Here is a 21607-nt window from a genome sequence, read left to right as displayed (position 1 = left end):
CTCCATTAATGAGCTTTTGAACTCCGTTGACGAGTATTTGAACTGGATTCATCTACCTCAATTCTGTATGATCTCAATTATTATGAGCATCATTGCTATATTTTTTACCTATGGTTAATAGTACTGACTTACTCGCAAACCTCTACAACGCGTTTAACCCCTTTGAACCCTTACCCGCAGGCGATCCAAAATATGTAGATTGTCAGGATGTGCGGGGAGATGCCGATATTTTGCAAGAGTTGGGAAATCGGATGCAATTGGCAAATACAAATACTTGCCAATTGTACTCTGGTCATCGGGGTGCGGGGAAGTCTACAGAGTTACTCAGATTAAAGAAGTATTTAGAAAATCGGAAATTTTATGTAGTCTATTTTGCGGCGGATGAAGAGGATATCGATTCTGAAGATGCCCAATACACAGATATACTCCTTGCCTGTACCCGCCGTTTGCTCAAAGATTTAAAAGAAATTGCCAGTCCTGATCCTATACTCAACTGGTTAAAAAGTCGTTGGGAAGATTTAAAAGATTTGGCGCAGACTCCCATAGAGTTTGAGAGTCTGGGAGTAGAAGCCAAACTTGCTCAGTTTGCCAAGTTGACCGCAAATTTAAGGGCTGTTCCGGAATTACGCCAGAAGATTCGCCAGAAAATTGATCCTTACACTGTCACTTTAATTCAGGTGTTAAATGAGTTTCTAGTGGATGCAAAAAAGAACTTACCTACGGGTAAAACTCAACTGGCGGTAATTGTCGATAATTTAGACCGGATGGTATTAGTCAAAGACGGAGAACGCACCAATTATGAGGAAGTCTTTTTAGACCGCAGCGAACAACTCCAAGCTTTAGATTGCCATTTGATTTACACTGTCCCCATTTCAATGGTCTATTCTACAAGGGCAACAGACCTCAGAGATATCTACGGCGACCCCCAAATTTTGCCGATGATTATGGTCAACACTCTCAAAGGTGAACTTTACCAGCCAGGACTTAAGAAAATTAAAGAAGTAATTAACAAGCGAGTCCGGCAAATTGCACCCGAACTATCACTAGAAACAGAAATTTTTGACAGTCCCCAAACCTTAGACAGACTTTGTTTAATGAGTGGAGGTCATGTGAGGAATTTGCTATTGTTAACTCAAGATGCCTTTGGACGCACTGAAGAGTTACCTGTTTCAGAAAAGGCAGTGCGACGAGCAATTACTCAAGCTAGAGATACTTATCGCCGCGCTGTGGAAGATCATCAATGGTGTCTGTTAGCGGAAGTGTCTTGTTCTAAGCGCATTATTAATGATGACTTGTATCGGAGTTTGATGTATAACCGTTGTCTTTTAGAATACCGCTATTTGGATGATGAGGGAGAGATGCAGCGTTGGTATGATATTCATCCATTGATTCAAGGAATTCCAGAATTTAAAGAAGCCGTAGCAAAACTTTCATGAACCCAAATTTAAGTGATTGGGATGATGATTTACCCCCAGAACCAGAAGAAGCTTATCAAGACTTGATTCGCGCACTGAAGCGAAAATCAGGATTTGGTTTGTTTTTTGTGCAATGTACACCTGTGGAAGCAGACAACTTCATTGTCAAACTTCCCCAGGAGATTCCGCATAAAAAGATTGCAGTTTTGCCCTTAGTTGAGGCGATTGATAATTTATATCAGCCCGTAGCAGAGTTTGTTAAAGACAAGCAAATTGATATTTTATTGATTAAAGGTCTGGAATATTCTTTATATAAGTATGAAAAAAGAAGCTTTGGCGAAATTACTGAAGGACAATTTAGCAATTTAACCAGTGTTCCGCATATTTTAAATCACTTAAACCAACAGCGAGAACGCTTTAGAGATGATTTTAAAATTAGCTTTGTTTTTCTTTTGCGTTCATTTTCGATAAACTATTTTATTCATCGTGCCCCAGATTTTTTTGATTGGCGTTCTGGGGTGTTTGAATTGCCGACAACACAAGAAGTGGTAGATGAAGAGTCATCTCGCCTACTGGACGAAGCAGGTTATGAAGAATATTTAAAACTTAGCCATGAAAAAAAAATAGAGAAACTTCTGGAAATTAAAGATATGCTGACAGAAAAATTCCAGACAAAAAGTCGGAAGCCGAGTTTACTATGTGAGATGGGAAAGTTATTAGTTAGTGCTAATGAAAATGAAGTCGCGATCACATCCTATGATGAGGCGGTAAAAATTCAACCTGATTATCACCAGGCTTGGTACAATCGGGGCATTGCGCTAGGTAATTTAGGACTTTATAAACTAGCAATCTCATCCTACGATGAGGCTGTAAAAATCAAGCCTAATTACCATGATGCTTGGTACAATAGGGGTATTATGCTGGTGAATTTAGGATATTTTGAAGCAGCGATAGCATCTTACGAAGAAGCACTAAAAATTAAAAACGATTATTATGAGGCTTGGAATAATAAAGGTAATTTACTATTAAATTTAGAGCGTTTTGAAGCAGCAATTACATCTTATGAAGAAGCACTAAAAATTAAACCTAATTCTTACTTAATTTGGAATAATCGAGGCATTGCACTAGTAAAAATAGGATACTTTGAAGCAGCAATTACATCTTATGAAGAAGCACTAAAAATTAAACAAGATTACCATTTAGCTTGGTACGGTAAGGGCAATGCACTTGCAAATTTGGGACATACTGAAGCAGCAATTACTTGTTATGAGGAGGCAGTTAAAATTCAACCTGATTATCACTTAGCTTGGTATAGCCAAGGAAATGTACTAGACAATTTAGGACGTTATGAAGAGGCGATTAGATGCTACGAAGAGGCACTAACAATTAAACTAGACGACTATTTAGCTTGGTATGATCGAGGTATTGCACTAGAAAGTTTAGGAAACTACGAATTAGCAATTACTTCCTACGATCAAGCACTAAAAATTAAGCCAGATGACTATTTATCTTGGTACGCTAAAGGCTATGCTTCGAGAAATTTAGAACGTTATCAAGAAGCGATCATATCCTTCGAGCAAGCACTGCAATTTAAACCAGATAATCATGAAGCTTGGTACAATAAAGCTTGCTGTTATGCTCTTCAAGGTAATATTAAGCAGGCATTAAAAAATTTGGAAAAAGTAATTCATATGAGTCCCGATAAATATCGAGAGATGGCAAAAACTAACTCAGATTTTGATAGTATCTGGGAAGATGAGCGGTTTCAAACTTTAATTCAATAACCGCTATAAAGACTAAATTAATGTAGGGATTAATGTAGTGATCGCCTTCACACCTTGACTGAGAAATAAAATGCGCTCGCCCTTTTCTTGCCGAACTGAAATTAAAAGCGCTCTAAAAATCATGTCACAACTTAAAATTGACTATCCAGAAACTTTACCAGATGCCTTACAGCAAAAGCGAGAACAGTTTTAACAAGAAGCAAAAATGGCGATGGCAGTTAAACTATTTGATAATGAAACGCATTTCTTCTGGTCTAGCTGCACATTTAGCAGGTATAGATAGGGTAACTTTTTTACTTAATTTACACCGTTATGGTGTAGCGATGATTGATTTAACAGAAAAGGAACTTATATCTGATTTAGCAAATGCTTGAAAGTAATATAATTGTTAAATTTTGTTGTGAGGCGGCGCGTGTTGTTACCATTGCTCGATTTGTGAGTTATTTTACCACCAAAATCGCCTCAAATAAATACCCACCGTGAACTAATTACTAACGCATCCCTCAAAGGAGAGAGATAGGAGCCTAAACCCTGTTGTAAAATAGACTTATAAGAATTCGGGGGGCCATTTCACTGGTCATAAACGCCTATAGAAACTATTTTTGGAAATCTCCAAGGTCTGAAGTCCAGCCAGCTGAAGCAACTACAGCGGCTGTATCACCAGCGCATACCAGGCGATCGCATCACCACGCCTGAGTTTTCCCAGCGTCTGGCAGCAATTAGCACAGAAGTCAATCAGCCTGTGTGCGCCTACATCAACCGTCGCGGACAAGTGATTCGCGTCGGGGTAGGCACACCACGTCAAACGCAAATACCACCGATGGAATTGCCCCGTTACGGTGCAGAACGACTCAGTGGTATTCGTTGTATTGCCACCCATCTAAAGCCAGAACCGCCCAACGAAGCGGCACTCACGGCTATGGCACTGCAACGCTTAGATGCCCTAGTTGTCCTAAATATTACCGGAACCGGCTTTACACGGCGGGGAGGCGGTGCGACTGGGTATGTCAAAGAAGCTTATCTAGCTCATCTAACACCCCAAGAGTCTCGCACCCTGATTACTAGTCCTGCTGCTCCCAAGATAGGGGAGAGCCAAATCCAATCCCCAAGTTGGAATATATCGCCACCTCTAGACTTGGACGATCTGGCAGACCAGGATTTAGTAGACTTGGTAGAAAATCTGGAAGCGGAATTCCAGCGGGAATTTATCGCCCAGGAAGTAGATGCTGACCACGATCGCGTGCTGATTGTGGGGCTGATGACCAGTGAGATGACTCCCCTACAATTCCAAGACACCCTATTAGAATTGGCACGGTTAGTTGATACAGCTGGGGGAGATGTATTACAGACAATACAACAAAAGCGATCGCGCGTTCATCCCCAAACCGTAGTTGGCGAAGGTAAGGTGCAAGAAATTGCCCTAACTGCCCAAACACTAGGAGTTAACCTCGTTGTCTTCGACCGCGACCTCTCACCCTCCCAAGTCCGCAACTTAGAAATGCAAATTGGTATCCGGGTAGTTGACCGCACCGAAGTAATTTTGGATATCTTTGCCCAACGCGCTCAATCTCGTGCCGGTAAGTTGCAGGTAGAACTAGCACAGTTAGAATACATGCAACCGCGACTGGCTGGTAGAGGCCGCACCATGTCCCGATTGGGTGGTGGTATTGGGACTCGTGGCCCTGGTGAAACCAAACTGGAAACTGAACGCCGTGCCATTGGCCAGCGCATATCCCGACTGCAAAAAGAAGTAACTCAGTTGCAGGCCCATCGTTCTCGGTTACGGCAACGAAGACAGCATCGAGAAGTTCCTTCAGTGGCTTTAGTTGGATATACCAACGCTGGCAAATCCACTTTGCTGAATGCTCTCACTAATGCAGAAGTTTATACAGCCGACCAGTTATTTGCCACTCTCGATCCCACCACGCGCCGTCTGGCGATTCCTTATGGGGAAACAAATGAACATCAGGAAATTCTGATTACAGATACAGTGGGGTTTATACATGAACTGCCTGCATCATTAATGGATGCCTTCCGCGCCACCTTGGAGGAAGTCACAGAAGCCGATGCCCTACTACACTTAGTGGACTTATCTCACCCTGCTTGGTTGCGTCATATTCGCTCAGTCAGAGAAATTTTGGCACAAATGCCAATAACTCCTGGGCCGGCGCTAGTGATTTTTAACAAGATCGATCAAGCTAATAGTGAGACACTAGCCCTAGCTAGGGAAGAATTTCCCCTCGCGGTATTTATTTCTGCAAGTCAGCGCTTAGGATTAGAAACCTTACGTCAGCGCCTTGCCAAACTGATTGAATACGCCGTTGACTCCCAGTAAATGCTGAAATAAGTTTTTAACTTCTACTTGAAAATGCCGTAGTTAATAGTAACTACGGCATTTTCTATTGAAAACAACAGATATTTTTGCTTTACTCTTTGCCAAAGCTTTATCGGATTATGTGGAATTTGCTGAATGACAATATTATAAAAGACGTGTTAGAACAATTGATTAATGGTATTTTTCTGTTTATAGCTGATACAGTAATTAAATTTATTCACAAAATAAATTTTAATAACGTATCAGGATTTAAGCATTGAACTTGTTCTTAATTAATTTTATACAGCAGAATTTAGAATTCAGAAGTAAAACACGCTCTATATCTGGGTAACAGACTTAGCTTGTGTACCTCACAACTTGAAATTTGCTGTAAGTACTGTATTAACCTTTCAGAATGAATTTTAGAGTTATCTCATTGATCAACATTATAGAAAGAAAGGTATATATATGCAATTAGCTTCACAGCAATTTGAGTCGAAAGATGTCAAAGTACAGCTTCTTTTAACTGGAGGACATCAATACACCGTTTATTTAAAATCGGATGCACCTGTGCTGCATAGCCTTTTAACAACAGTTGTGGCTCATGCCTACAAACAAGAATCAGAGTTACAGAATTTATTCCAAATTCCCATCAATGAAGGCCGCTCGGTTTTGTCTTTTCCTAGCGAACATCTTATAGGTGTGGTTACAGAACCCCCAATCTTTGTACAGCAATCAGAGGAAATACAACTTCAAAATGATTATATTTTAGCTTCTGATTATATACAAATAAATAATTTTCTTAAACCAGAAGAACACAAACGCTTACTCAAATATGTCCTGGCAAAAGAGTCGGACTTCTTGCCAAGCAATACTTCTACAAAGGATATTAACTATCGCCAATCAATGGTTATCTACTCATTTCCTGAATTTTCTGAACTGATCTTAAAGAGAATTCAAGCAATGATTCCTGATATCATCAGCAAATTAAACTTACCATTATTTTCTGTATCACAAATTGAAAGCCAACTAACTGCACATAATCATGGTAATTATTACAAAATCCATAATGACAATGGCAGCCCAGAAACTGCTACAAGAGAAATTACATACGTTTATTACTTTAATCGAGAGCCAAAGCAGTTTTCTGGCGGTGAATTACTAATTTATGACAGCAAAATTGAAAACAACTTTTATGTCAATGCAGAGTCTTTTAAGACTATTGAACCGCGCAACAATAGTATTGTATTTTTCATCAGCCGATATATGCACGAAGTGAAGCCTGTGATTTGTCCGTCTAAAGCGTTTGCTGATAGCCGTTTTACAATCAACGGCTGGATACGCCGATAAGCGAATTTAAGCAGTTAGACAATACCTTCGGCAATTATCAGAGGGTTGAGTTAGGTAAATACACCTGACTCAACCCTTTGGTAAAATCTATGGTTGCTTAAATTAATTCTACTTTTTGTGGAAAGCATTTTTATTGTCTCGTCCACACATAATCTTTAAAAGCTCTTATGCGATAGGCATTGAAGAGGCTTAGTTTGCAGTGCAAAATTTTTTCAATTTATAAAGCCAATATTAAACGGTATTTATTCTTATAGTATTTGTTGCACATGCAGTATATGGCAAAAAACAAATTTAATATTTTTAGTGATAAACAAACTTGTTAATCTAAGTGCTAATACTATCTATTCAATAATTATTTATATAAATAAACCCATAAATAAAGATATCAATAAAGCTAGAAAAAACAGTAGACACTTAAAAAATATAAGGAGAAAATTGAAATTGGAATTAACAAAAATTTCTGCATATAACGACTATTATTTAGTACATCACATCATGGCAAGAGTATTTTCTATTTGGCTAGGATCTTCTTTGATAGCGGCTGCGGGTATAGCTGTATCTACCTCTTCGTTCAACCCTGCTAATGCTGCCTCTATGAGTTTCACTGCTACTAACTTTACAGGCGATCCGCTGCAAGTTAAATACACTTTAGATGACACAGTAGCGGGTGCTGGAAAGGTTCAGTTTAAAGTGGAATTTTTGACTGACTCAACCTACAAAAATATCGGCGATATACGCGGAGTCTTCTTCAACATTAAAGATAACTCGCTTCTATCTGGCCTCAAAGTCACAGGTTTGGGCGTACCCATAACGGAGACTGCATATAACACCGCCGGACAGCTTGAAAGTGTTGGTCAAGCTAATCTGAACGGTGATGGAAATACCCACAAATTTGAATACGGTGTAGAAATTGGTGTGCAAGGTTTAAAGGGCGGGAAAGATGACTTTCAAACAGCAACCTTTGTCCTGTCTCACAGTACAGCAGCCTTAAATCTTGATCAGTTCTTCAATCAAGACTTTGGCTTGCGTGTAATGAGTGTAGGACTTCCAGGTTCTAGCCGTGAGGGAAGTAGCAAACTTGCAGGCATATCACCAACACCAGCACCAGCGCCTGCTCCCGCACCAGCTCCCGCACCAGCACCTGCACCAGCACCAGCACCTGCACCTGCTCCAGCGCCAGCACCTGCACCTGCACCTGCTCCAGCACCTGCTCCAGCACCTGCTCCCGCACCAGCTCCCGCACCAGCACCAGCACCAGCACCAGCACCTGCACCTGCTCCAGCGCCAGCACCTGCACCTGCTCCTGCTCCTGCACCTGCTCCAGCACCTGCTCCAGCGCCTGCTCCAGCGCCTGCTCCCGCACCAGCGCCTGCACCTGCTCCTGCTCCTGCTCCAGCGCCTGCTCCAGCGCCTGCACCTGCTCCAGTTCCTGCTCCAGCGCCTGCACCTGCTCCAGTTCCTGCTCCAGCGCCTGCACCTGCACCGTCAGTACCGCCTTACTATCAACCTCCTGCACCTGCACCTCAACCGAGAAAAGTACCTGAACCCAGTACAACCGCAGCATTAGGATTATTTGCCTTGGGTATTTTCGGACTCAAGAAGAAAAACAAAAAAAATATTTCTCAAAATTAAATCACACTGCTGAGTTTTAATAAAAGGGAGCTTAAATATGGGTTTAGAAGAGCATAAGCATTTCTAAACCCATTTTTGTTAGCGTAAGAAACGCTAAACTAGAACTCACCCCAATAATTCCTGCTTTTTAACTGGCGCTTAGTAGCGAAAAAATTTGAGCGACAGAAACAATCTAAATATAACTCCTGCTATTGCTAACATTTAAACTGAAATATTATTAGTTTGTTAGGTCAGATGCAAAATCAGATGCAAAATAAAAATAATCTACATATTTGGCTAGCTTAACCTTGGAGCCTAAATAAGCTGCGTAAATAATTCAAGGTTTGTAGATGCTAGGCGTAGCTTGCTTTCCCGAAAAGGTACACTACAAACTAATATCAATATTTTTACATTACTTAACACTACTTTTATTTTTACCTACTTACATCAGCGATTTCTGTAAATTAGGTTATGAAGGGATAAAGCAGCCACAGTCAGTGGCAAAGCTCTAAAATTAAAAAGTATTAAATCAAGTTGAGGACATCATGGCTGCAAAAGTCGAAATTTACACTTGGAGGACTTGCCCGTTTTGCATTCGTGCTAAAAGTTTGCTGAAAAACAAGGGTGTTGAATTTATCGAATACAGCATTGATGGGGATGAAGCAGCCAGAAATAAAATGGCTCAAAGAGCAAATGGACGCCGTTCTTTACCGCAAATTTTCATCAATGACGATCATATTGGTGGTTGTGATGATATCCACGCTTTAGACAGTCAAGGTAAGCTGGATGAGCTACTAACTTCTAGTAACAGCGTATAGGTTCAGAAGGTATTGCGATAGCGACAAACCACTGCAAATTACACGGTAGTCGCTACAATTCCAGAAAAGCAACGCGCTGCCTTGTCTACGGGTTTCCTCACAAAACCAATCTGTCCACAAGACTTTACCCTCCAGATTCTACTCAGCAGTACATATGTACGTCAATTGGTGAGAGCATCAAGAGATAATAATTGAATAACCATTTAATTTCTTGGTGATTGAGGTATAAAGGGTGAAACTGGCTTTTATCATTGATCCCATCCATCTACTTGACCCGTGTCATGATACCAGTGTTGCCCTAATTGAAGCAGCGCAAATTCTGGGACATGAAGTTTGGGTGACTCAGGCAAATCTGCTGAGTGTGGTGGAGGGCAAAGCTTGGGCTGTCCTACAGCAAGTCGAACTTGTCCCAGTGCAGTTGGTGGAGGGACGCTGGGTAGCGCTAAATCCTTGGTATAAGTTGAGCGATTCCTCCTTAACTTCTTTAGAGACAATGGACGCCGTATTTATGCGGACAGATCCACCTGTCAATGATTCCTACCTATATGCCACATACATTCTTGATTACATTGACCAAAATAAAACCTTGGTGATTAACAGTCCCAGTGGCATCCGAGGGGCAAATGAAAAAATGTATGCCCTCCAGTTTACCAAAGCGATTCCAGAAACGATTGTCAGTGCTGATAAGCAATTTATTCGGCAATTTGTGGAAGCAAAGGGGGCAGGAGTTCTCAAACCACTGGGAAATAAAGCTGGCGAAGGTATTTTGTTTTTGCAATCAGGCGATCGCAATTTTAACTCCATTGTTGAACTCAGTACCCTCCAAGGTAAAGTGCCAGTAATGGTGCAAACCTATTTACCGGAGGCAAAAGAAGGAGATAAGCGAATTATCTTGCTCAATGGTGAACCAATTGGTGCGCTCAATCGCCTCTCTAGTGGAACTGATTTTCGCAACAATATGGCAACTGGTGGTACAGTCGCTCAAACCGAAATTACCTCAAGAGAGTATGAAATTTGTACCCAAGTAGCCGAACGCTTACGCCAAGACGGCTTAATTTTTGTGGGTATTGACGTTATCGGTGGCTACCTAACTGAAGTTAACGTCACTAGTCCTACCGGAATTCGTGAGATTGACCGCCTAGATGGTACTCGCCTTGGTCATCAGGTTATTCAATGGATTGAACAAACACTAAAAATCAAAAAATAATTTACATTTTTTTGTTTGATGTCCTATCTTCAGCAAACAGACTTCTTTCGGACACTTGCGTAGGCTGGTTACCTACGCTACTTTTTAAGTAAATATACGTACTTGTACGGAATATGAGTTTACTAGATAGCGAGGGGTAGATGCATTCATGTCTATGATTGGCTGTGACGCTCGATGACTCGCTAACGCCCTCGCCCTTGGCGTCTCCCTCTGGGAGAAGACTCGCTAACACTGTGCTATCGGTGATGCATCCATAGTTGGGCAGGTATTCCTATTGTTTTGTTCTGAAAGCATAGCTGGACATGTAAGCCAGTAGACTCCTGCCCAAATTCATTCTATAAAGTAGCGTTGACAAGTTTTTTTACCAATTGGCAAAATTGGGTATGGCAAAAGGATTGCTTATCCCTGCCCTTGGTAAAACCCTGGTGGAAGTAGCAGATTTTATACAGCGTTCAGCCTGACCTGAAACTGCTAAGTTAATCTAAAATCCCAAATTCCAAATCTTTTAATTCCTTGGTGTACGTCGGTTTCTTAGAAAATCAGGTATATCTAATCCAGGTTTTTCTTTTGGTTCTGGAATTGGAGTTGGAGTTGGAGTTGAACTTGGAGTCGAGGTTGAGGGATTAACTGCGGGTTGCTGTGTTGTTGGACGCTTGGAGGTATTAGGTGCTACTCGAACGTTAGCCACGCTTTGTTGTACCGCAGCTTGCACTTCACCTGTAAATCCGGTGGCAATTACAGTAATTCTTACCTCACCTTGGAGCCTGTCATCAATTACAGCCCCAAAAATAATATTGGCGTTGGGATCAACTACCTCATAGATTGCTTCTGCGGCTGCATTCACTTCATGCAAAGTCAGGTCAGTACCACCTGTAATATTAAATACAACTCCTCTAGCGCCTTCAATAGAACACTCTAGTAATGGTGAAGAAATAGCTGCGATCGCAGCTTCTCTAGCTCTGGATTTTCCAGAGCTAACGCCTATTCCCATCAAAGCCGAACCTGCATCGGCCATCACAGCTCGGACATCAGCAAAGTCAACGTTTACTAAACCGGGGATCGTGATGATATCAGAAATACCTTGCACCCCTTGACGCAGTACATCATCTGCATAGCGAAAAGCTTCTTGTACAGGGGTTTGTTCGGGGATCACTTCCAGCAGTTTATTGTTGGGGATAATGATCAGTGTATCTACTCTACTTTTTAGTCCTTCAATACCCTGTTCCGCTTGGCTGGTGCGGCGGCGTCCCTCAAAAACAAATGGACGTGTTACTACACCAACAGTTAGAGCGCCCATTTCTTTGGCCACTTCTGCCACGATTGGTGCTGCACCCGTCCCAGTACCACCCCCCATACCAGCAGTGATAAATACTAAATCTGCACCCTCTAAAGCCGTAGCAATTTCGTCCCGCGATTCCTCAGCTGCCTTTTGACCGATAGCAGGATTACCACCTGCTCCTAAACCCCGTGTTAGCTTCTGCCCAATTTGCAATCGACTTGGAGCGCCAGCTAAGGTAAGAGCTTGGGCATCAGTGTTAATTGACCAAAACTCTACCCCAGAGACATCAGACTCGATCATGCGGTTAACAGCATTGCCACCACCACCACCAACACCAATCACTTTGATGTTGGCAACCCGACCAGGAACAATCTCGCCAATTCGGCTATTTTCAGGAGAAATTTTCTTATTATCGTGATTTTGTCCGAAGTTCAGCCCAGAGTTATTAAAGGGATTGGTCGAGTTCACTGCCAGAGAGAACCCCGGCTGTCCCGTAGATTGGGAATTTTTATAGTTAAGTCCTTGGTTATTATCAAGTGTCATTGGATTTGTGAAAGGGTAGATAAACGACTTTTTCAGGTGTTATTCACCTCAGAGTCAACTTTAGTTTGACAATGCCACAATACTATGGCTTTGTTCTTTATTGTTTTCACTACTGCCAAGCCTAACAGAATTGGCAGTGCGAAAATTTGCTATGGGATAAGCTTTTAACACAGCCGATCGCACAGCCAATTCTAGAGAAGTATACCTATATTTATCTAAAACTGACCTGTATAACTTCAACCAGACATTAGTCTGAGCACAGGGCATAACTTGTAAAGACACACTACAGCCTATCTTCTCTGCTTCAATAATAATATTGTTAATAGGTTTCACCATTGGGGATGATTGCAACTTTATACACAAAATCTACCTTCTACTTACTTATCCTTAAGGTTAAACTAAGCAAGAATTTGCTTGTCAGACTATATCTGATTAATTTGTTGTTTAGGTGGTCTCAATGGACACTTTGTTGGAGCAATAGTCTATCCTACAAGAACCCTCACTAGAGCGGCCAACAAATCAAGATTTCCTAAGAGATTTCGTCACCTAATAGGAATTACGGTACAGAACAGTCGAAACTGATTGCCCAGAAGCAATGCTTATGCAACTTTAGGCGTTATCGTTACAGATTGAAACTTCGGTAAACTGTCTTTGGAAGTGTCCTCAACAGACCAAAGCCAGAGCTTTTTGTCTCTGCACTTGGATGACGGCGTAAAGCGTTCTCATCAGTGGTCTCTGCTCACGAGTCTGAATCTGAATGAAAAGCTCAAGCAACTTTCTCTTTTTTGCATTGGGTTTAGCCAAAGAATGTATGGGCAGAAGGCATTTTGCAGGCTATAGACCATTATTAGATCGTCTGACATCTTGCACCCTAATATTAGATGTTAGGGTAACAATTGAGGGTATGTTACTCCCAATGGAGATTTTAGGATTGATCTTCTCATTTTAATTAGAAGTTAATGCCGATTTTCGTGCGATTTGCTGGAAAACTGAAAATAATTAATATATTTATCAGCATAAAGCTTTTTAATTTACTAGGAGCTATCAAAATAATAAACATGCTAAATGTTTTTAAGGATTTTGGGAGTTAATTTTTGGTCTTTTTGGTTCATCTGTACTAATGGAAAATCGGGATTTTTTAGATCAATATACTCTATTTGACCGGGATTAAATTTTGTTGCTAAATGACGCATTTGGGCGAGTACCTTAATTTGTTCAGATAGCTGGGGACCTGGAACACCGAGATGCACATTTCCTAATTCTGTTTTCAAAATTAAATTTGTTGGATTTTGGCAATCAATTTCCATCACTTTCACAGGACTTTGACTCACAGCTTCATGGAGTTGAGTCCAGTAGAGGCAGTATTGATTTGGCAAACCAATTACTCTGAGATTGGGTAATTTTCTAGTGGGATTCAGTGATGTATATTTTTCTAAAGGCATCCAGGCCCCACTTGCATCTAGCAAGCCGATTATTACTTTTTTGTTGCCACGTGTTTGAGTTACCGCTACAGGTACTCGTTCTTGGATTTCAATGATTAATCCAGGTGGAAATAGGCGGCGTCTGACGATCGCTTGGGCAATAGTTGGCTGTTTCTTTAAAGAGTTAGCGATCGCTGACGGTTCAATCCGCCACAAAGATTGAGGGTAAGACAGCACCAACAATGACTGAGTTGTTTGATCCGACAGCAATTTATTGCCTGATTTCATCACTATTTGTTTGGGAGCCTTTAGCATCCACACAGGTTGGACAGCCACCCATAACAATCCACCTGCCAAACCAGTAATAGCAAAGGTTCGCCAAATAGCTTGAATAATTTTCATCTGCCGCTGTCGGCGCAATTTCTGACGACGGTGGGCTAGATGCGTGCGGGAAACTGATATTATGCCAGCCATTCACACCTCTTTTGATTGCAATCTAAATTCCTTGACAAGCTCGTATCACTATTAATTTCAGTAAATACTGTTGGCATCTTTTAGCCGCTCTCCTCAAGACTTTTTTTATTTTTAGTAACACTTTACAGTAACTACACAATGATTATGGCGCTAGTTATTATTCCTATTAAAGTTTCCGGTGTCCATTTTTAACTGACCGTAGTCTTTTTGACAAGCTATTTTTAAAGATTTTTCCTTAAAGATTACAAAATATTAATTGAGATATGTGGGATTTTGCTTTCTTGACAAATAGAATGTGAAATGATAAATAAGTATTCCTGGTTCTCTGTATAGCTTGCTATAATTCATACCAGCTAGAGTAATCGACCATCTAAATTGAGAACAATGAAAATTTGTAGCTTTTTTTACTTCCTCTCTGAACCATACAATTTTGTAGCCGGTCAAACAGAAGGGAGAGATTGTCAAAACCTCAATAGTAGGTGTAAAAAGGACAGATATGCTTAAGACCTGACGGATCGAATGGTACTAATAAAAGATGCAACCCTTGTCAGGTATGGATATAGGGGATAGGGTGTAGGTTCGTAAAAAATCAAGAAAAGTAAAAATAAGTGCGAACATAAATAAAGTTCTTTGCTACGCAACGCTGGCGCAAACGTCACTATACCCCACACCCTACACCCCACATCCCAAAGCTTTGTAGATAATGGGTTTGCATTATCTTAGTGCTATTCGCTATTAGGGTCAATTAAATCTCTACCATACTACTGACAGTAATCTGGCAACAAGTGCTGTCTTTTGCAAGACACTACCACCTTGCGAGTCAATACTGCATCTACATCCTACGATAGAGATTAATTGTATAAAAAATCCAAACTAAACTGCATCTACATAAACCTCTACATACATGAAAACGACATTAAATTTGTCACGTTTTTATAAAGCATGTAACCCTAGCTACACGCTAAATATAAGTAACGTCCTAGATCGGCAGTATTACATAGATTTTGCTGATGTACGTGGTTGCAAGATTGTCGAAGAATTGCAACGAACTATCATTCGGATTTCTCCTGATGAGCCAACCTGTCAGTTATTTACGGGTCATATTGGCTGCGGTAAGTCAACGGAATTGCAGCGCCTCAAGACAGAACTAGAATTGGCAGGATTTCATGTGGTTTATTTTGAGTCTAGTCAAGACTTAGACATGGCGGATATTGATATCAGCGATATTTTGCTGAGTGTAGCCCGTCAAGTCAGTGCCAGTTTAGAAAGTATTAGCATTAAACTCAAACCTGGTTACTTTACTAATTTGTTTAAAGAAGTAGGCGATTTTTTGCAAAGCCCCATAGAGCTTTCTGGACAAGCGGAGTTGTCCTTGGGTATTGCCAAAATTACTGCCAAAACCAAAGATAGCACCCAGATGCGGAACCAACTAAGACAATATCTGGAACCGCGAACCAATAGTATTTTACAAGCGATTAACGAAGAGATTTTAGAAAAGGCTGTTGAACAGCTAAAGCTAAGGGGTCAAAAAGGACTGGTAGTGATTGTAGATAATTTGGATCGAGTAGATATGCGTCCCCTAGCATCGGGGCGATCGCAACCAGAATATCTCTTCATTGACCGAGGCGAACAGTTACGCCGACTTAAATGCCACCTAGTTTACACAATTCCCCTAGCGTTAATTTTCTCCAATGAGTATGAGACACTAAAAAATCGTCTGGGGGGAGGGATTGCACCAAAAGTACTGCCGATGGTATTGGTGCGGCAAAGAGATGGCAGTGACTACGAACCAGGAATGTCACTAGTACGCCAGTTAGTTCTAGCTAGAGCTTTTCCAGAAGTTCCTTTGAATAGCAGACTTTTATTAATTACAGAATTATTCGATCACTCCCAAACCTTGGATCGTCTATGTCGCGTTAGTGGTGGTCACATTCGTAACTTATTGGGCTTACTTTATAGCTGTCTGCAACGACAAGATCCGCCTTTTTCTAGGGACTGCTTAGAAGCCGTGATTAAGGACTATCGTGACGATCTGCTATTAGCTATTGATGAATCCCAGTGGGAATTATTGTTTGAAGTAGTACAGCAACAAAGAGTTAAAGGTGAGTCTGACTATCAGAGCTTACTAAGAAGTATGTATCTGTTTGAATATCGCGATCCTGTGGGGCGCTGGTTTGGCATCAGTCCAGCCTTGGCAGAAACAGAAAAAGTTTTGGCTTGGCAACAAAACAAGTAATAGTCAATTGTCATTTGTCATTAGTCATTTGTTAGTGAACTAATGACGAATGCCCCATATCCAATGCCTAATACTCTATATCCAATGCCCAGCCCCATATCCAATGACTAATGACAAACAGCTAGGCCTCTACACAAAAGAAAATCAGCATACTTTGCAAAGACTGATTAGAGCGATCGCACTTTCCGAAGGTCAATTTGCTCTGATTTTAGTTCGATGTAACTATGGGCGATTACGTGAGCAAATGCTAGAGAATATTCGCTCGAACACCAAAGAAATTAATATCAGAGAAATCGTTCTCAATCCATCAACTACTTCTTTACACAGCACAATAATCTCAGAACTATCTTTAGATAATCCTGCGGTACTTACAGACTCTTTGCCATCTGCTGTGATGGTTTTTGGTATTGAGTCAATTACCGACCTAGAAAACTTACTTACAGGTATCAATCAAGCACGAGATATCTATGCTGCGACTTTTCCATTTCCGCTGGTGTTGTGGCTACAAGATGAAGTGGCATCATTGCTTTCAAGATTAGCACCTGATTTCAAAAGCTGGGCTGCAACCACTATTAAATTTGAAATGGCCAAAGCAGATTTAATTGCTTTGATCTCTCAAGAGGAAGAATCTCTATTTGCCAAAGTTTTAGAAGCAGGTGCTGAAACGTTTTTATCTAATGCCTTTTTAGATTTAGATCCGAAGTCACAACATCGCCACGAAATAGAATCAGCCCGTAATGATTTACTACGCCTGTATGGCGTTAAATTAACACCAGGATTAGAAGCTAGTTTAGAATTTGTGTTGGGGCGAGATAAATACGCCAACGATCAAATTAATGGTGCTCTAGCTAATTATCAAAGAAGCCTTGCATTATGGCAGCAGGAAGCAAGGAGAGTAGCAGAGTGGGAGGGTAATTCTTCTTTGCCTCTCTCATGTCCTCAACCTATGTCCCCCTCATCTTTACTCAAGCAAGCAATAGTACTATTCCACCTGGGGCTTTGTTATCACCGAATGGCAGACTTATACCAGAATACTAGTAGCTATTGCGAACATGCTCTGTCGTGGTTTAAACAATGCTTGGAGCTATTAGAGGAGGTACAAAGAGAAGACTTAGTTGCTAAATTCATTTTGCCTGCTTGTGAAATGCTGCAACGCTTACAAGCCTGGGATGAATTAAAAGAATTAGCTCAAAAGTCATTACACCTACATAAAACTTATGGAACTCCCGCACAAGTTGCTCAAAATTATGGTTTTTTGGCAAATGTGGCGGCTTCAGAATCGAATTGGGTACTGGCTCATGAATTAGCAAATACAGCACTTTCTATTTCCGAAGAAGTAACACAAGTTTCTCTGCGAGACGCTTTGCGAAGACGACGAGAAGAAAGTTGGTATCTTCTTTTGCTAGCACGCACACAACGGCATCTGGGTGAGTCGGAAGAAGCTATCAATAACTTGGAATGGGCGAGAGTAGTTTGTGAACTACAACATCAGCCATTACTTTACTTAGAGATTTTAGAAGAACTGCGATCGCTTTACTTTTTTGAGTGTCATAACTATACAGAAGCCTTTAAGCTGAAGCAAGAAAAAATAAAAATAGAACATCAGTATGGCTTTCGTGCCTTTATCGGAGCAAGTCAATTACAACCACAACGCCCCAGAATTAACCCAGTACTAGAACCTCACAAAATACCGTTTATTCCTGAAGAAATTGCTCAAGAAATATCTGCTTCTGGACGGCAACAAGATATCAATCGCTTAATTGAAAGAATTGCCCGCGCTGACTACAAACTCACAGTTATTTATGGGCCATCTGGTGTAGGTAAAAGTTCAATTCTCAAAGCTGGTTTAGTCCCAGCGCTCAAGGGAAAAGTTATCGGTGAACGCATTCCTATACCGATTGTTTTGTCTGTTTATACTGATTGGATAACAATCTTGAGCAGCAGTATCAACCAAGCATTAGCATACACCGGAATATCAGTTAATATTGACTCTACACCTACCATAATACTAGAAAGAATTCGGCTAGCATCTGAACGCAATTATACAATAGTTATCATATTAGACCAGTTTGAAGAATTTTTCTTTGTTAATAATCCCCCTACACAAAGAATAGAATTTTATAAATTTTTTAGTGAATGTTTAAATGTTTCTTATGTAAAAATTATTCTTTCATTACGAGAAGATTATTTACATCATTTATTAGAATTCGAACGTTTAAGTCAGACAAATAGTACTGGTTTATATGATTTAGGAGTAATTAATAAAAATATTCTTGATAAGGATATTCGCTACTATTTAGGAAAATTCTCTAGCCGAGATGCTAAAGCCATAATTCACAGTCTTACTCAACGTTCACATTATGAACTAAGTGAGGAATTAATTAACCGATTAGTCCAGGATTTGACAGGAGAACTAGACGAAGTACATCCAATTGAATTACAAATAGTCGGTGCTCAATTACAAATAGAAAACATTACGACACTTGCAGAATATAAACTTTGTGGTGGCTCGGCAAAATTGGTGGAACGCTGGTTAGGGGAAGTTATCAAAGACTGCGGTCAAGAGAACGAAGAGTTAAGTTGGAAATTATTATTTGAGTTAACAGATGAAAAGGGGACACGACCTTTAAAAACTAAAGCTGATTTAGCGGCTGCATTAGTTAATAATTATGAGATAGATACGATATCAAGCTTTGACAAAGTTGGAGAACTGATTTTAGAAATATTAGTGGGTTCGGGCTTGGTATTGCGAGTTAGAGAGGAGTTAGGCGATCGCTACCAGTTGGTTCATGATTATTTAGTTGAACCAATTCGCCAAAAGAACAACTATGGTATGCTCGCCGAATTAGAAAAAATCAAACTTGAAAAAACTAGAGCGGAAGCAGCCCAACAACTCAGTCAAAAGCAACTAAATTTGGTATTGCAACGACGACTGCGGGAAGCACGGATAGCAGGTGCAATCCTAGCAATTATGGGGGGAACAATCGCAGCATTATGGTGGCAAGCCGACTTACAAAAAAGAGCAGCAGTGCGTCAAACTCTACGAGCTGAACGCAGTGAAACCAACTTACAAATTAGTGCGATCACTGCTGCTAGCGAAGCTCTGTTTGCATCTAATAAAGAATTTGATGCCCTATTAGAAAGTTTACGGGCTTGGAGAGGGCTTAAACAAGCAGATGGAGTTCAGCCAGATACCCGAATGCGGGTGGTAACAGCCTTGCAACAAGCAGTTTATGGGGTAACTGAGGTTAACCGCCTAGAAGGGCACACTGATATCGTCTGGGGAGTGACTTTCAGCCCGGATGGTCAGTTGATAGCATCAGGTAGCCGAGATCAGACAGTGAAACTTTGGCATCCTGACGGTACTTTACTTCAAACCCTCAAAGGCCACACTGATGCTGTTAGTTGTATAACTTTTAGCCCTGATGGTCAAACTCTAGCTTCCGCTAGCCTTGACAAAACAGTGAAAATCTGGCACAAAAACTCGCTTACAGGTGAATTTGACCCCAAACCATATAAAACCCTCAGAGGACATGAAGATTGGGTTTATAGCGTTAATTTTAGTCCTGATGGCGAGTTGTTAGCTACTAGCAGCAAGGATAAAACCATCAAACTCTGGCACAAAGACGGTAGCTTAGTAAAAATACTGAGAGGACATCAAGGGTGGGTTAACTGGGTAAACTTCAGCCCTGATGGTCAATTTATCGCCTCGTCCAGCGACGACAAAACAGTGAAAATCTGGCGACGGGACGGTAGCCTCGTTACGACTTTGCAGGGACATAAGCAAGGTGTGATCGTGTCTATTTTCAGCCCAGACGGTAAATTCTTGGCGTCAGCAGGTCGAGATCAGACAGTCAAACTTTGGCGGTGGGAAACTAACACTAATAAAGATGGTTTTGGCTTTTTTCCTTACAAAACTTTACGGCAGCATAACGGTACAGTATGGAGTTTGAACTTTAGTTCGGATAGTAAAAAGTTAGCTTCCGCAGGTGAAGACAATACCATAAACCTCTGGAGTATTACTGGTACTTTACTCAAAACCTTCAAAGGACACAGCGATGCTGTCGTTAGCATTGCTTTCAGTCCAAAAAACAAATTGCTAGCTTCAGGAAGTTTCGACAAAAGCGTGAAACTATGGAGTTTAGATGCTCCAAGGCCGTCTATTCTTCAAGGGCATCGAGATCGAGTTTTAAGCGTTGCTTGGAGTCCCGACGGTCAGATGCTAGCTTCTGGTAGTAGCGATCGCACTGTCAAACTTTGGCAACGATACACCAGCAGTGGCGAGGTCAAAACTCGACTTTACAAAACTTTGGTGGGGCACACAAATAGAGTTCCTAGTGTCAGTTTTGACCCAAAAGGTGAAATGCTGGCTTCCGGAAGTTATGACAAAACTGTGAAACTTTGGCGGCTTGACGGTACTTTAATCATGACTCTCCACGGACATAGCGATAGTGTGATGAGCGTCAATTTCAGCCCTGATGGTCAGTTTTTAGCATCAGCTAGCAAAGATAAAACAGTGAAACTTTGGAACCGTCAAGGCAAGTTGCTCAAAACCTTAGTGGGACATCAAGGTTGGGTAAATAGCGTTAATTTCAGCCCTGATGGTCAGGTTTTAGCCTCTGCCAGTGACGATCAAACTGTGAAACTTTGGCGGCAGGATGGTACTTTGCTCAAAACTTTCTCGCCCCATGATAGCTGGGTATTGGGTGTCAGCTTTAGTCCCACTGACGAGTTGCTGGCTTCTGCTAGCTGGGATAACACTGTGAAACTGTGGCGACGGGATGGGACGTTGTTAAAAACTTTATTAAAAGGGTACAGTGATAGCGTCAATGCCGTGACTTTCAGCCCCAATGGTGAATTACTTGCCGCCGCCAGTTGGGACAGTACAGTCAAGCTCTGGAGCCATGATGGCAAATTAATTAAAAGTCTTAATGGGCATCGCGCTCCAGTATTAAGTGTTAGTTTTAGCCCAGATGGTCAAACACTAGCATCAGCTAGTGATGACAACACAATAATTCTGTGGAATTTACATCTTGACGATCTGCTTGTTCGTGGTTGCAATTGGCTAGGTGATTACCTTAAGCACAACCACAATCTTGAAGAACGCGATCGCCTTCTTTGTGATGGGATAATCCGTACAAACCCTTTTTAATTA

Annotated in this window: 13 protein-coding genes and 2 pseudogenes; 10 read left to right on the top strand and 5 right to left on the bottom strand. The window is 41.1% G+C overall.

From position 1 onward, the window contains the following. The first annotated feature begins 110 nt into the window (after positions 1–110). From RMY27_RS20740 to RMY27_RS20720, 5 genes and pseudogenes are all read left to right on the top strand, one after another. Positions 111–1436, top strand: coding sequence for an AAA family ATPase (locus RMY27_RS20740; RefSeq protein ID WP_322666326.1), 1326 nt, complete (start codon positions 111–113; stop codon positions 1434–1436). Then, positions 1433–3199 carry a tetratricopeptide repeat protein gene (locus RMY27_RS20735; RefSeq protein ID WP_322666324.1) on the top strand — a complete coding sequence of 589 codons (1767 nt, stop codon included), beginning with the start codon at positions 1433–1435 and terminating at the stop codon, positions 3197–3199. Before RMY27_RS20740 ends, RMY27_RS20735 begins: the two co-directional genes overlap by 4 nt. A 121-nt stretch (positions 3200–3320) precedes the next feature. Then, a pseudogene (locus RMY27_RS20730) lies at positions 3321–3573 on the top strand (UPF0175 family protein). Positions 3574–3788: 215 nt separating this feature from the next. Beyond that, positions 3789–5534: a GTPase HflX gene (gene hflX / locus RMY27_RS20725; protein WP_322666341.1), complete on the top strand. Its 1746-nt coding sequence runs from the start codon at positions 3789–3791 to the stop codon at positions 5532–5534. A gap of 447 nt (positions 5535–5981) precedes the next feature. Further along, positions 5982–6863 carry a 2OG-Fe(II) oxygenase gene (locus tag RMY27_RS20720; RefSeq protein WP_322666322.1) on the top strand — a complete coding sequence of 294 codons (882 nt, stop codon included), beginning with the start codon at positions 5982–5984 and terminating at the stop codon, positions 6861–6863. Positions 6864–7351: 488 nt separating this feature from the next. Here RMY27_RS20720 and RMY27_RS20715 read toward each other — a convergent pair whose 3' ends face one another. Both RMY27_RS20715 and RMY27_RS20710 read right to left on the bottom strand, forming a co-directional pair. Beyond that, complete coding sequence (locus tag RMY27_RS20715) at positions 7352–7522, bottom strand: hypothetical protein (RefSeq protein WP_322666346.1); 171 nt, start codon at positions 7520–7522, stop codon at positions 7352–7354. Positions 7523–7917: 395 nt separating this feature from the next. Further along, the gene (locus RMY27_RS20710; protein WP_322666343.1) at positions 7918–8427 is read right to left on the bottom strand and encodes a hypothetical protein; all 510 of its coding nucleotides are present in this window, start codon (positions 8425–8427) and stop codon (positions 7918–7920) included. A gap of 2 nt (positions 8428–8429) precedes the next feature. Here RMY27_RS20710 and RMY27_RS20705 point away from each other — a divergent pair. The 3 genes and pseudogenes from RMY27_RS20705 to gshB form a co-directional block, all read left to right on the top strand. Then, a pseudogene (locus RMY27_RS20705) lies at positions 8430–8495 on the top strand (hypothetical protein); the annotation flags it as partial. Between the two features lie 524 nt (positions 8496–9019). Then, the gene (grxC, locus tag RMY27_RS20700) at positions 9020–9292 is read left to right on the top strand and encodes a glutaredoxin 3 (RefSeq protein ID WP_190893995.1); all 273 of its coding nucleotides are present in this window, start codon (positions 9020–9022) and stop codon (positions 9290–9292) included. 232 nt (positions 9293–9524) lie between these two features. Then, the gene (gene gshB, locus RMY27_RS20695; protein WP_322666319.1) at positions 9525–10499 is read left to right on the top strand and encodes a glutathione synthase; all 975 of its coding nucleotides are present in this window, start codon (positions 9525–9527) and stop codon (positions 10497–10499) included. Between the two features lie 505 nt (positions 10500–11004). On the opposite strand, the gene ftsZ is transcribed toward gshB, so the two are convergent. The 3 genes from ftsZ to RMY27_RS20680 all read right to left on the bottom strand — a co-directional run bounded on the left by ftsZ (position 11005) and on the right by RMY27_RS20680 (position 14216). After that, positions 11005–12321, bottom strand: coding sequence for a cell division protein FtsZ (ftsZ, locus tag RMY27_RS20690; protein WP_289796678.1), 1317 nt, complete (start codon positions 12319–12321; stop codon positions 11005–11007). A gap of 60 nt (positions 12322–12381) precedes the next feature. Next, positions 12382–12657, bottom strand: coding sequence for a hypothetical protein (locus RMY27_RS20685; protein WP_322666317.1), 276 nt, complete (start codon positions 12655–12657; stop codon positions 12382–12384). 725 nt (positions 12658–13382) lie between these two features. Further along, entirely contained in the window at positions 13383–14216 is an 834-nt protein-coding gene (locus RMY27_RS20680) for a cell division protein FtsQ/DivIB (protein WP_322666315.1), read from the bottom strand. Between the two features lie 904 nt (positions 14217–15120). Between RMY27_RS20680 and RMY27_RS20675 the strand changes: the two genes are divergently transcribed. Both RMY27_RS20675 and RMY27_RS20670 read left to right on the top strand, forming a co-directional pair. After that, positions 15121–16452, top strand: a complete 1332-nt coding sequence (locus RMY27_RS20675) for a P-loop NTPase fold protein (protein WP_322666313.1) — start codon at positions 15121–15123, stop codon at positions 16450–16452. A gap of 103 nt (positions 16453–16555) precedes the next feature. Next, the gene (locus RMY27_RS20670; RefSeq protein WP_322666311.1) at positions 16556–21604 is read left to right on the top strand and encodes a hypothetical protein; all 5049 of its coding nucleotides are present in this window, start codon (positions 16556–16558) and stop codon (positions 21602–21604) included. The last annotated feature ends 3 nt before the right edge of the window (positions 21605–21607 follow it).

The organism is Nostoc sp. DedQUE09, assembly GCF_034530915.1.
Classification (GTDB): Bacteria; Cyanobacteriota; Cyanobacteriia; order Cyanobacteriales; family Nostocaceae; genus Nostoc.
This window is presented reverse-complemented; position numbering and strand designations above follow the sequence as displayed.